The organism is Streptococcus sp. E24BD, from assembly GCF_041807825.1.
Taxonomy (GTDB): domain Bacteria; phylum Bacillota; class Bacilli; order Lactobacillales; family Streptococcaceae; genus Streptococcus; species Streptococcus entericus.
Map to the genome: position 1 here is coordinate 1 of NZ_JBGTZB010000009.1, position 12009 is coordinate 12009.

The 12009-nt window shown below is 46.3% G+C and carries 9 protein-coding genes; 2 read left to right on the plus strand and 7 right to left on the minus strand.

Annotated features, from left to right (window positions below):
• Positions 1 to 181: 181 nt before the first annotated feature.
• Positions 182 to 1978, minus strand: coding sequence for an oligoendopeptidase F (pepF, locus tag ACERC5_RS03200; protein WP_373658481.1), 1797 nt, complete (start codon positions 1976 to 1978; stop codon positions 182 to 184).
• A gap of 151 nt (positions 1979 to 2129) precedes the next feature.
• On the opposite strand from pepF, the gene ppc reads away from it, so the two are divergent.
• The gene (ppc, locus tag ACERC5_RS03205; RefSeq protein ID WP_373658542.1) at positions 2130 to 4826 is read left to right on the plus strand and encodes a phosphoenolpyruvate carboxylase; all 2697 of its coding nucleotides are present in this window, start codon (positions 2130 to 2132) and stop codon (positions 4824 to 4826) included.
• Positions 4827 to 4987: 161 nt separating this feature from the next.
• Positions 4988 to 5794 (plus strand): formate/nitrite transporter family protein, encoded by an 807-nt coding sequence (locus ACERC5_RS03210; RefSeq protein WP_373660154.1) that lies wholly within the window; start codon positions 4988 to 4990, stop codon positions 5792 to 5794.
• Positions 5795 to 5856: 62 nt separating this feature from the next.
• Here the strand turns inward: ACERC5_RS03210 and ACERC5_RS03215 are convergent, their stop codons facing one another.
• The 6 genes from ACERC5_RS03215 to ACERC5_RS03240 all read right to left on the minus strand — a co-directional run bounded on the left by ACERC5_RS03215 (position 5857) and on the right by ACERC5_RS03240 (position 11825).
• Positions 5857 to 6933, minus strand: a complete 1077-nt coding sequence (locus tag ACERC5_RS03215) for a hypothetical protein (protein WP_373660155.1) — start codon at positions 6931 to 6933, stop codon at positions 5857 to 5859.
• A gap of 32 nt (positions 6934 to 6965) precedes the next feature.
• A complete protein-coding gene (locus ACERC5_RS03220; RefSeq protein ID WP_373658484.1) occupies positions 6966 to 7469 on the minus strand; it encodes a kinase in 504 nt (167 codons plus the stop codon).
• Positions 7470 to 7516: 47 nt separating this feature from the next.
• The gene (locus ACERC5_RS03225) at positions 7517 to 8551 is read right to left on the minus strand and encodes a M42 family metallopeptidase (protein WP_373658485.1); all 1035 of its coding nucleotides are present in this window, start codon (positions 8549 to 8551) and stop codon (positions 7517 to 7519) included.
• Positions 8552 to 8639: 88 nt separating this feature from the next.
• The gene (locus ACERC5_RS03230) at positions 8640 to 9020 is read right to left on the minus strand and encodes a hypothetical protein (protein WP_373660156.1); all 381 of its coding nucleotides are present in this window, start codon (positions 9018 to 9020) and stop codon (positions 8640 to 8642) included.
• Positions 9013 to 9369 carry a hypothetical protein gene (locus ACERC5_RS03235; protein ID WP_373658487.1) on the minus strand — a complete coding sequence of 119 codons (357 nt, stop codon included), beginning with the start codon at positions 9367 to 9369 and terminating at the stop codon, positions 9013 to 9015. The genes ACERC5_RS03230 and ACERC5_RS03235 overlap by 8 nt, the downstream gene beginning before the upstream one ends.
• A 74-nt stretch (positions 9370 to 9443) precedes the next feature.
• The gene (locus ACERC5_RS03240; protein ID WP_373658488.1) at positions 9444 to 11825 is read right to left on the minus strand and encodes a bifunctional 2',3'-cyclic-nucleotide 2'-phosphodiesterase/3'-nucleotidase; all 2382 of its coding nucleotides are present in this window, start codon (positions 11823 to 11825) and stop codon (positions 9444 to 9446) included.
• Between the last annotated feature and the right edge of the window lie 184 nt (positions 11826 to 12009).

The following is a 12009-nucleotide window of genomic DNA, read 5'->3' on the forward strand; positions in this document are numbered from 1 at the left end:
TGGTTTCAGAAACTTTGAAAAGACAAAACTCGCATTTTCATTGCCATAAACATAAAACGAGAGAAGACAAGAACTGTCCTCTCTCGGTGTTAAATTGGTCAACCCACTACAGTTGACAAAGAGCCTCTTTTGTTTACTGGGGTGTCTAAGGCTGTGAAACGGTGCCTCGGAGACAATCAGCTTAGCTTTGACCTAATAGGGCTGAATAAGCCATAATCTGCTCAACAGTCTCGTCTAGGAAGGCGATGGTGTCGCGCAATGGTTTATCTGTAGAAATATCAGCACCAATAATCAGGGCGGAGTCGAGTGGTGTTTGGCTACCCCCTGATTTGAGCAAGTCCAACCATTGCTTGGCACCATTTGGGTTGTTTTTGATATTGAGGTAGCCAGCGGTTGAAATGACAAGTCCAGCTGAATAAGTATAGCTGTACAAGCCCATGTAGTAGTGGCTTTGACGCATCCAAGTGAGCGCTGCGTCATCGTCAATGTCAATAGCATCTCCCCAGAACTGGCTTAGGACCTCTTTCATAATGGCATTCAGCTGTTCTGCCCCGAACGTCTTGCCCTCTTCAATCAAGGTGTAAACTCGACGTTGGAAAGCTGCCTCAAGAAGATGGGTGATAAAGTTATGGAAGTAAGTGTCAGTTAGGCGGTGAGCAAGGGCAAAGCGTTTTTGACGAGGGTCATCTAATTGATTTTCCAAATAATCGCTGAGCAACAGCTCGTTAAGCGTCGATGGGGCTTCGACAAAGTAAGTTGACATATGAGAGTTAAAGTAACTTTGGTGGTTATCTGAGAAGATAAACTGACCAGCGTGACCGATTTCGTGAATCAGGGTGTAGACATCACTCATCCGACCAGTCCAACTCATCAGGATATAAGGATGGACACGGTAAGGGTCGTTGGCGTAACCTCCAGATTCCTTACCGGTATTGGCAGCGAAGTCAACCCAGCGTTCTTCTTGATAACGAGTGATTTCGCGGGTGTATTCTTCTGTCAAAGGAGCGCAGGCTTTCATCACTAAATTGTAGGTGTCGTCAATAGATACCTCAGGGTTGAGGGCGCTATCAAGGTCGAGTTTCCAATCCGCAAAGGTCATCTTCTCTAAACCATTAACCTTAGCGACATGTTTGAGGTATTTTTGCGCTACCGGTCCAAAGTCATTCATAATCAGGTCAATCTGGCGGTCAAACAGTTGACGTTCAACTTCCTGACCAGCTAGCAGGTAGTCAAAGACACTGTCATAGCCACGCATATCTGCCACGAGTTTTTCGGATTTTACTTGAGCAAGATAGGCAGCAGCAGCAGCATGTTGGTGCTTGCGAAGACCCTCTGAGAAGGAGCGGAAGGCTTTTTCACGCACCTCAGCATTGCCATGGTTCTGATAAAAGTTTTCATAAAGCACAAAACTGTTCTCATAGGTTTTACCATCAACCTCGAAACTTGCCATAGCATAGTCGCCTGCCCGCATCTTCGTATAGATGTCGTGAGGGGCAGCAAAAACCTCGCGCAGATTGGCTAGTGCCTTTTCCACTTCAGGGGTTAGAGCATGTTTTTTCTGGAGTTTTGCTTGGCGAATGGCTGAGCTGAACTGAGGGTTTTTCTCTAGCTCGTCTAGGACTGACAGCTCAGCGGACATAAGGGCTGTATCAAAGAAGGATAAGGCAACCCGTGCCTTGGTCATGAACTCGCTCCCTGCCGCTGCAAGCTGAGCGAACTCTTCTGCCCCATAATCCGTTGTCTGAGGCATGAAGGCATAAGCGCTGATATGGCTGATGGCGATATAAATCTGCTCCAGTTCCATCAGAGCAGCGGTGAACTCGTCAACCGTTTGCAAGTGTTGATGGTTGCGGCTAAAGAGGTTGATGTCCTCTAAGGTCTTTTCCATCGCGTTTAGAAAATCTTCGCGGTCTTTGTAGAGAGCGGTTAAGTCCCAGAGTTCATTTTCTGGAAATTCTGAACGGGCATGTTGTTTCATTTGTGTTGTCTCCTTTATCGTTAGTCATTGACTATTATAGCAAAAAATCCATCATTTCCCCAGTTCTACTCTTTTTCCTAAAAATATGGTAAAATGAAAAGACTTAGTGGCAAGCTCTGCCATGTCCAAAACCAAGAAAGTGAGGCGACGGATGACCATCAAGAAACTCGAAAGTAATAACAATAAGGCTGCTGTTCAGGAGGAAGTCGCCATTTTGCAGCAACTGCTGGAGGATGTGACACGCCGAATGATTGGTGATGAGCAGTTTGAGGTGATTGAACGCCTGACAGACTTGTCTCGCCGGCAAGCCTACCAAGGTTTGGAGGCCGAGGTGGCTAGTTTGGACACCCAGCAGATGGAAATTGTGTCCCGTTATTTTTCGATTTTGCCCTTACTGATCAATATTTCAGAGGATGTCGACTTAGCTTATGAGGTCAATTACCAAAATAATACCAATCAGGATTATCTGGGGAAACTGTCGCTGACTTTGGACGCTGTTGCCTCAGACCACGATGCCAAACGGATTTTAGAGCAGGTCAATGTTGTTCCAGTTTTAACAGCACATCCAACTCAGGTACAGCGTCGTACCATGCTGGGGTTGACCAATCAGATTCATCTGTTATTACGAAAATATCGCGATGTCAAAGCAGGTTTGGTCAACCAAGACAAGTGGCTAGCTGATCTTCGTCGCCATATCGAGCTGATCATGCAGTCAGACATTATCCGAGAGAAAAAGCTCAAGGTTAAAAACGAAATCAGCAATGTAACGGAGTACTACAACCAATCATTGATTCAAGCCATCACTAGTCTGGTGGGGCAGTACAAGGCACTGGCAGCTGATAGAGGCATTGAACTGGATAACCCTAAGCCGATCACGATGGGGATGTGGCTCGGCGGGGATCGTGATGGCAATCCGTTTGTGACAGCTGATACGCTTCGCTTGTCTGCCACAACACAAGCCGAGGTAATTTTAAACTATTATTTGGATAAAATCGCCAGCCTTTACAAAATTTTCTCACTGTCAACGAACTACGTGGGGGCTTCCGCCGTCTTGCAGGCCATGGCAGAGCTGTCGACAGACTCATCAGAGTTCCGTGAAAAAGAACTTTACCGTCGTGCCTTGACCTATATTGAGAAAAAGTTGGTCAATACTCTTGCTTACTTGTTAGACCAGGGAGAGGCGTCGCCGCGTTATGAGACGTCTGATGCCTTTCAGCGAGACTTAGTGATTTTGAAAGAATCGCTGCAGGCTCACGGGGGAGTAACCCTTGTAGACGGTGACTTTTCAGAACTTTTGCAGGCTGTGGAGATTTTTGGCTTTTATCTCGCCTCCATCGATATGCGTCAAGACTCATCAATCAATGAAGCATGCGTAGCAGAGCTGCTCCGCTCGGCCAATATCGAGTCAGACTATACCGCTCTGTCTGAGGAGGATAAATGTCGGGTCTTGCTTTATCAGTTGGAACACGATCCGCGTCTTTTGTCTGCGACCAATCAAGAAAAGTCTGACCTACTCATTTCGGAACTAGCCATCTACCAAACAGCTCGCGAGCTCAAAGATAAGATGGGTGAGGACATTATTAAACAACACATCATTTCGCACTCAGAAAGCGTCTCGGATTTGCTAGAACTTGCTGTGCTGTTAAAAGAAGTTGGTTTGGTCGATAAGGCTTTTGCCCGTATTCAGATTGTACCGCTTTTTGAAACCATCGAGGATTTGGACAATGCTGGCGACATCATGCGACGTTACCTGTCCCTAGATGTGGCTAAGACTTGGATTGCAGGAAACAAGGGCTATCAAGAAATCATGTTGGGCTACTCTGATTCCAACAAGGATGGTGGCTATCTTGCCTCAGGTTGGACGCTCTACAAGGCGCAAAATGAACTGACTCAAATTGGAGATGCTCACGGGGTTGCTATCACCTTCTTCCACGGTCGCGGTGGAACTGTTGGTCGTGGCGGTGGACCATCCTATGATGCCATCACCTCACAACCCTTTGGGTCGATAAAAGATCGTATTCGGGTCACTGAGCAAGGTGAAGTGATCGGCAATAAGTACGGCAATAAAGACACTGCCTACTACAACCTGGAAATGTTACTGTCTGCGACCTTGAATCGTATGGTGACGCAGATGATTACGGATGAAACACAGATTGACAATTACCGTGATACGATGGACGAGATTGTGACAGACAGTTACGATAGCTATCGTGATTTGGTGTTTGGACATGAGCATTTTTACGAGTATTTCTTTGCGGCTAGTCCGATTCGTGAGGTTTCAAGCCTCAATATCGGGTCTCGTCCTGCGGCGCGTAAGACCATCACTGATATTTCTGGCTTGCGTGCTATTCCTTGGGTCTTTTCTTGGTCACAGAACCGAGTCATGTTGCCAGGTTGGTATGGGGTTGGTTCTAGCTTTAAACGCTTTATTGACAAAGACCCTAGCCATCTGTCTAAACTGCAAGACATGTATCAAAAATGGCCCTTCTTTAACTCACTGTTGTCAAATGTTGACATGGTTTTATCCAAATCCAACATGAACATCGCCTTCCAGTATGCTCAGATGTGTGAGTCTCCTGAGGTGCGTGAGGTCTTCAATCTGATTTTGGACGAGTGGCAGTTGACCAAGGACATGATTTTAGCGATTGAGCAGCATGAGGAATTGTTGGAAGATTTGCCCTTCCTCAAGGCGAGTTTAGACTACCGCCTCCCTTACTTCAATGTCCTCAATTATGTCCAAATCGAGTTGATTAAACGTCTCCGACGAGGGGGGCTGGATGAGACAGCGCTCAAGCAGATCCATACGACCATCAATGGCATTGCGACAGGGCTTAGAAACTCAGGCTAAATAATTTTCTCTTAGCAAGTCCTATTTTTCTCTCGTGATGGTTTAGCGAATCGCTTTCAGTATAATTTCTTCTTTTTCTGCTAAAAAGGCTTACTATTTGGCATAATTTTTGCTATACTAGGTATTGTGAAAAAAATGATAAAGAAAACGAGGGCTGTAATATGGCAGAACATCAGGATACACTGATTTATAACATTGACAAAAGCATTAAGAAAAAGGCTGATTTGATTGAGACCAATTTCTGGGGCTACGCCGTTCGTGCGATTATGGCAAGTGTTTACTTGGCAATTGGTCTGGCCATTTCAGTTTATACAGCGGACAAGCTCAATCATATCGTTGACGGTCTCGGGAAATTTAGCTATGCCTTGATGTTTGGCTGGTGTTTGGTTATGATTCTCTATATGAATGCAGAGCTAGGGACATCCAACATGATGTACATGACCTCAGCTGTCCATCGTAAGGTGATTCCATTCAAAACGGCCCTCAAAATTCTAGCTACCTGTATCTTCTTTAACTTTGTTGGTGCGGTTGTTATCACTTTTCTCTTATCTCTGACCACACCATTTCAAGCGGGGCATGTGGAAGCCGATAGTTATTTAATCGAGGCGGCAGTGGCCAAGTTGGCAGAAACTCCCCTGACCCAGTTTGTAGAAGGTATTTTCGCCAATATGGTTGTTAATATTGCTGTTTTCGTTTCTATGCGAATGAAGGATGATGCAGGACGTGTGATTGCTCTGATTTTCATTATCTTTATCTTTGCCTTCTTAGGCTACGAGCACGTGATCGCTAACTTCTCTCTCTTTTCCTTGTCGTTCTTCTCTTTTGGAAGTGGTATTGAGGGGATGACTGTTCTTAGCGTCTTATCTAACTTCCTCTTTGCAGCTCTGGGCAACTATGTCGGTGGAGGGATTTTAATCGGTCTCCTGTATAGCTGGTTGAGTAATAAATCAAAACTTTATGTAGACTAAAAAAATTCAGCGATTTGTTCGCTGAATTTTTATCTTGTTTCCTTTAGTGCCTGAAATCGTTGTTAGCGCGATGCTTCATCGGCATAGTCGACAGGATAGGGGTAGGTTTTTGCCAGTTTAGTAAACTGCGCTAAGGCCTGCTCCGCCTTTTTATCATTGCCAGTAACTAAGGAATGGTAGGCACAGGCAAAGACGGTGACCATCGGCTGGGATTTGCTCAGAGCGCCAATCAGCTTCCACTCCTCTTTGTCAAAAGACACACGGGTCTCCTGTTGACAGAGCAGCTCCAGATAGCTCAGCGTGATTTTCCCTAGAACCTGATAAATCTGAGAGAGGGGCTGTTGGGCAATAGCCAAGCTGTTCAGATAATCTCGTGCCTCCTCAAACTGATTCAGAGCCATCAGACGATTGACCCAGTTCAGGCTGGCGCTAAAAATGATGGGATTTGTGATGTCTTCTTTTTCTGGGATGAGAAAGAGATCTTTTGGCATGTCCTGATAGGGCACGCCTTGTGCCATCTTGGCATGAACGGCCAGTTGAGCATAAAAGTAGAGCGAGACTTTCGGGTGCTTGGCAATCGAGTAGATGTTATAGCCATCGTTGGGAAACGTCTTGCCCAGTGGGATCAAGTTTGTCAGGGCACCGATTAACCCAAAGAAAGCTAGCGTGTCCCAAAGTAGAGCAAATTGAGGAAGGAAATAAGTCAGACCATAGCAGAGTGGCAAGGTGATGAGGTTGGCCAAGCCTCCACCGAGATTATAGAGGACATAGGGGATTTTGCCCTCAACAGGTTGAGGTGGTGTCATCAAAGCCTGCCCAGCAGTTCCAGCGAGACTATGGCGAAAGAGTTTTAGTTTGCCATCAATACGCTGCCAGTGGAGATTGAGCAGGCGATAACTGAGGAAGCGATAACCTGTCAGCCAACCAAAAAAGACATGCCCAGCCTCATGAATGGCAATTTGTAAGATACCAGCCAGTAAAAAGCAGATGATTGTTAGCGGCAATAGTAGCCATCCTTGACTGGCAGGGACATCAATGGTCTGACGGCTTGTCGGTAAAAAACCTGAAATCAGCCAGCCACCGACAAATCCTAAGCCCATAAAGCTAATAAAAGCGAGTATTGATTTTAATAGTTTCATTTTTTTCCTTAATTGATGAGACAATCAGATGACTAAATCGATGTTGTCGCCACCTCTGCTAAGACGAGTTGAACAGCCTCCTCTAAACTTAGGTTTTGTGGGAGCAGGGTTTCAGGTATCTGGGGGAGGTAGTCCTTGTCGACCCACCAGCGGCGAAGGGCTTCTTCACCAAATTCAGCTGCTTTGGCTCGGGTCTGGTGCCTGCGGAGAGTCTCCTCAAAAGGTAAATCGTAGTAATAAGCGTGGAGTTGGTCAGAAAACTGCTCAGCTATCTTATCAAAGACTGGTGCATACCAGTCGGAGCGAAATATCCCCTCGATGATAATGGTGTCACAAAGTGTTTTGCCTGTGTCCAGCAAGCTCATGAGGAGTGGGATAGTCGGCGTGTTTGTGCCGTCCTTGGCATTTAGCATGGTGCGGCGAAGGAGATCTTGAGAGAGGAGCAGGGTATTTTCGCCCAGTTGCTGTTGGAGGGCGGTTGCTAGCGTGGTTTTTCCACTACCAGCGTTGCCTCGAATGAGGATAAGAGGGGTCATTAGATTATCCTTTCTTGTCAGATAATCGAGTGGCAGGCTGAGCAATGTTAATCAATCATCTCACTCTTGAGATAGGCATCAACCAGTCGTTCGGTAGCTTGGATAGAATCGGTGTGGGTACGCTCGTAAGCATGGCTGGACTCGATACCAGCTCCTAGAAGCCCGTGACGGACCTCAGCCCCTGCGGACATGGCTGCCGAAGCATCCGAACCGTAGTAGGGGTAGATATCCAGCTTATAGGGAATTTGTTCCTTTTCAGCAAGGGCAACCAAATGCTGGCGCAGCCCGTAATGATAAGGTCCTGACGCGTCTTTGACACAGATAGAGACCGTGTATTCGTCCGTCTGCTGGTCATCTCCCATGGCGCCCATATCAACAGCGATGTACTCGATGGTCTTCGCAGGAATGCTTGAGTTGGCCCCGTGCCCCACCTCCTCAAAAGAGGAGAAGTAAACATGCGTCGTATAAGGCAATTCAACTTGTTCAGCCTTGTAGGTCTTGAGCAAATTGAGAAGAATGGCTGCGGAAACCTTGTCATCCAGATGGCGGGACTTGATAAAGCCGGTCTCTGTCACCACCGTTCGTGGATCGAAAGAAATAAAATCACCCACCTCAATACCAAGAGCCCGTGTCTCCTCAGCCGTTCTCGCCTTCTCGTCCAGTCGAATTTCCATGTTGTCCTGCTGACGTTCCAGCTTACCAGCGTCACGATAGACATGGACACTGGTCTGGTGGAGCAGGATTGTACCTGATATTTGACGACCAGTTTTCGCCACATGAATGGTACAGTTTTCACCCTCGATAGCGTTGTAGGTAAAGCCACCGACTAGGGCTATTTTCAGGCGACCGTCAGGTTTGATGGCCCGTACCATAGCGCCTAACGTGTCGAGGTGAGCCGTCAAGAGGCGGTGCTTGTCATTATTTGCCCCCTTGATGGTGACGAGCAGCCCGTCCTTTGGTGTTCGAGTTGCTGCATAGCCCATCCCCTCGACCTCGGTTTGCACCCAGTCCATGATGTGGCGCGTAAACCCTGTCGGCGATGGGATAGCGGTCAGTTGTGTGATGTAGTCGATAGTTGTCATAGGTATCCTTTCTTTTTGGGAAAATAGCAGAGCAGATGGACGATAAGTCCAGTTTCTTGAAACGAGTGATTAGTGACTAGAGGGACTTCTACCGAGCCTGTGAGACCAGAGATAGGGCTCTTACCCTTAGGAGTTCGTCCGAAGACCCCAGTGGACAGAGCAGCCCTAGACCAGCCCGTACCAGACCGTATAGAAGCACCTGTCCCAAGGTCATGACTAAGCCAGAGGTTAAGGAAAACCAGATAAATTCTAAAGCCATAATGGGTAAAATGATTAGCCCTAATTTTTTCCAGTTTGTATAGGTGCTATGTCTGAAAGCAGCTGTTACCAAGAAAATTGTACTGAACAAGAAACGCAGTAAATAACTCTCGTCTCCTCTGGCGACCATCAAGAGGGCGATGAGACAGAGTGATAGAGACGTTCCCAGAAAAACCTCACGAGCGATTATTAAGGCAATTCGTTTAGTCATTATTTTTTCTTCCTTTCTGCAAGTAAACATGACAGAGTCCACCAGTTACTAGATAAGCTAGACTAAGCCCGATAAGCTGAACACGCGAGACCATCAGCCCCTGTGGAAAAAAGGCAAGCCATAGCCAAGCAACTAAAATTGGCACCCCAAGTCCAAGCCAAAACTTACCCCAGCCCTTATAAGGGAGATGCCTGAGGATAGCTATCATCCAAATTCCACCGCCCAGTGGTCGATTGAAGTGAAAACTAGGCTCACCATGCACAAGTATAATTCCCAGAGCAACCAGAGACAGCAAACAATATCCCAGCAAGAGCTCACGCAGAAATTTCAGTAAAATCGGCTTTGTCATGCCCCTAACCTCCTACTAAAATAGTATAACATAAAAACGGCAAGAAAGAATCTTCTTGTCGTTTTTACGAGTTCTTAGTCCTGCTTAGGCCGGCGGGCTAGTAGGCCAAGGCTTCCCAAAATCTGTACCCCTAACAAGCTTAGCAAGGCGGTGTTGCTATCGCCTGTTTTTGGTAATTGCTGAGCAGAGGTGCTTGTTTGGGTTGCCTGTGCTTGAGGTGCATTAAAGGCCTTGGTAACAATCGCACGAATCTCTTGTCGCTCGATGTCATCCAGTTGCCGCTTGTTGTCAGGAATAGATGGATTATTAGCCTCTTGTTCCTGATTTGGTTTTGGCTGTGGTTTTGGTTCGATATAAACCAGACGGAATTCACCAAAGCCGTCATTCTTATCGGCTGGATTGAGATAAGTAATGTCCTTGGCATTAGTCACTAGGTTTTTAGCACTATCGGCAGAGAGGAAGCGAACATCCAGCCCTTTGATGCTGTCGGTAAAGCCCCAGTTATTATCAGCCGATGGGTTGATTGTCTTTTCAGAAATGATGTAGTTGATAATGGCTTGGCGATTCTCTAAATTGAGCAGTTTATTGAGGGTTGCCTTGACCACGCCAGGGAAGTTGCCGTTAGCACGGTAGTTGTTGGTCACCACGATAAATTCTTGCTGCTCATCTAGCGGTTGTCCTTGATAAGAGACATCACGGAGACGACTAGCATCTGCATTAATCAGCTTACCGTTGCGGTCGTATTTGGCTGGTTGTGTGATGTCATAGCGATAGGTCAATCCATCAATTACATCAAAGTTATAAGTGCGATAGCCTGCGTTGACAAGGTATTGAGGGTCTTTGCTGCTTGGGTCAATCTGGTTGAACTGCCCAGCTGACATCTCTAGCCATTCTTTAATATCAGCGCCTGTCAATTTTAAGATAGCAGTCACGTTGTCATAGAGGTAGAGATCAGCCACGTTTTTGATAGCGATAGGACCAGCAGGGATATCAGTGTAATTGGTCACATCACTAAAATTCCGACCTCCAGCTTTGAATGGGGCTGCGGCAGATAAAATTGGGAGATTAGCTTCTAGTGTTCCTGCCAGCTCTTGTTTAGCATACCAAATTTGGGCGTTATTAACGATTTGGATAGATGGGTCATCTTTGACCAAGGCGAAATAGCTTGTAATCGGTGCTGTTGTTGTGCCAACTTGTTGGCGAACATAGCCGACTGTTCCCTCGTGTGCTTCCTTGGCAATAGCTAAGATTTGTGCGTTAACATTTTCCGATTTGGTGTCGATTTTCCGAATAGCGCCTTTGGCAGTATTTGTTTGCCATTTGCCATTAGTGTAGGTGAGGTTGAGGTCGATGACACCGAGGTGGTCACCATATTTACCTGCCATGGTAACTGGAGTGCCGTTAATTAAACCGTTAACGTCATCGACACCAGGATAACGGCTGTAGAACCCCTTGCCTCCTGCTGGGAACTCTGCGTGAGAATGCCCTGTCACAACGGCATCAACCCCAGAAATGCCTGCGATTTGATAGCCAACATTTTCTTCTCCCTTGTCATAGACATCATCACCGATACCTGAATGGGAGAGTACCAGTACAATATCAGCGCCTGCTTGCCTGATTTTTGGAACAAGTTCTTCCAGAGCTTCAACAGCGTCACGAACGATGACCTTGCCCTCCAAGTGAGATTTGTCCCAGTTGAGGATTTGAGGCGGTGTGATGCCTGTGATACCAATGTTTAAGCTAACAGGATTTCCTTGTTTGTCTGTGAACGTTTTGGTGAGAATCTTGTGCGTGTCATAGAGTGGCTGGTGGGTTTGTGCGTCTAGGACATTAGCGTTTACCAGAGGCATACCAGCAGTCGCTACAACCTTGTCCAAATAATCTAAACCATAGTTGAACTCGTGGTTCCCAAGTGTTCCGGCGTCAAAACCAAGAGCAGTTAGCGCCTTGTACATTGGGTGTTGCTCGCCAGCTTCGATAGGGTCAACGGTAGACTTATAAGTCCCCAGCGGTGTTCCTTGGATGGTGTCACCGTTATCAACAAGAACAACGTTGCTATTCTCTGCTTTGGCTTCCTCAATAAGCACAGCGGTTTTAGCTAATCCAAGGTTTTGAGATGGCTTATCTTGGTAGTAGTCATAGTTGACTAAGTTGGTGTGGAGGTCAGTCGTAGACAGGATGCGAACATCAACAGTTTGCCCTTCAACTGGTGCGATAAACTCCTTACCGTTCGTTGCGGCAGCAGCTGTTTCTGCATTTTGAGGAGCGGTGCTGGTTGATGAAGCTGCTGCTTGATCATCCGTCTGTGTTGATGGTTGATTTAGCGTTGCATTAACCGTATTGTTCTGTTCAGGGTTTGTTGGCTGATTTTCCCCAGCCTTGACAAGGCTTGTGCTGGCAGTAGCTAAAAGAGTAGCTAAAAGCACAGCAGTTTTTGTGCGGTAGTATTTAGACATTTTCAATCTCCTTTTCAAAAACGGTAAGATTATTATACACGAATAAGATAAAATTGGCAATATGTTTAATTGATAACGGTTGAAAACAGAATATTGACGGATTTTAAAGCCTTGTTAGAAGTTTTAGGGTTAGCATTAAAAATCGGTCAAGTCTTTGCACTTTTTTTGAGAAACAGGTAAAATA

What these genes read in the sequence shown, in the direction of transcription:
- ACERC5_RS03215 (WP_373660155.1), bottom strand. Translation starts at nt 6,933, where the DNA reads ATGAAACTATTAAAATCAATACTCGCTTTTATTAGCTTTATGGGCTTA.
- pepF (WP_373658481.1), bottom strand. Translation starts at nt 1,978, where the DNA reads ATGAAACAACATGCCCGTTCAGAATTTCCAGAAAATGAACTCTGGGAC.
- ACERC5_RS03235 (WP_373658487.1), bottom strand. Translation starts at nt 9,369, where the DNA reads ATGACAAAGCCGATTTTACTGAAATTTCTGCGTGAGCTCTTGCTGGGA.
- ppc (WP_373658542.1), top strand. Translation starts at nt 2,130, where the DNA reads ATGACCATCAAGAAACTCGAAAGTAATAACAATAAGGCTGCTGTTCAG.
- ACERC5_RS03230 (WP_373660156.1), bottom strand. Translation starts at nt 9,020, where the DNA reads ATGACTAAACGAATTGCCTTAATAATCGCTCGTGAGGTTTTTCTGGGA.
- ACERC5_RS03220 (WP_373658484.1), bottom strand. Translation starts at nt 7,469, where the DNA reads ATGACCCCTCTTATCCTCATTCGAGGCAACGCTGGTAGTGGAAAAACC.
- ACERC5_RS03240 (WP_373658488.1), bottom strand. Translation starts at nt 11,825, where the DNA reads ATGTCTAAATACTACCGCACAAAAACTGCTGTGCTTTTAGCTACTCTT.
- ACERC5_RS03210 (WP_373660154.1), top strand. Translation starts at nt 4,988, where the DNA reads ATGGCAGAACATCAGGATACACTGATTTATAACATTGACAAAAGCATT.
- ACERC5_RS03225 (WP_373658485.1), bottom strand. Translation starts at nt 8,551, where the DNA reads ATGACAACTATCGACTACATCACACAACTGACCGCTATCCCATCGCCG.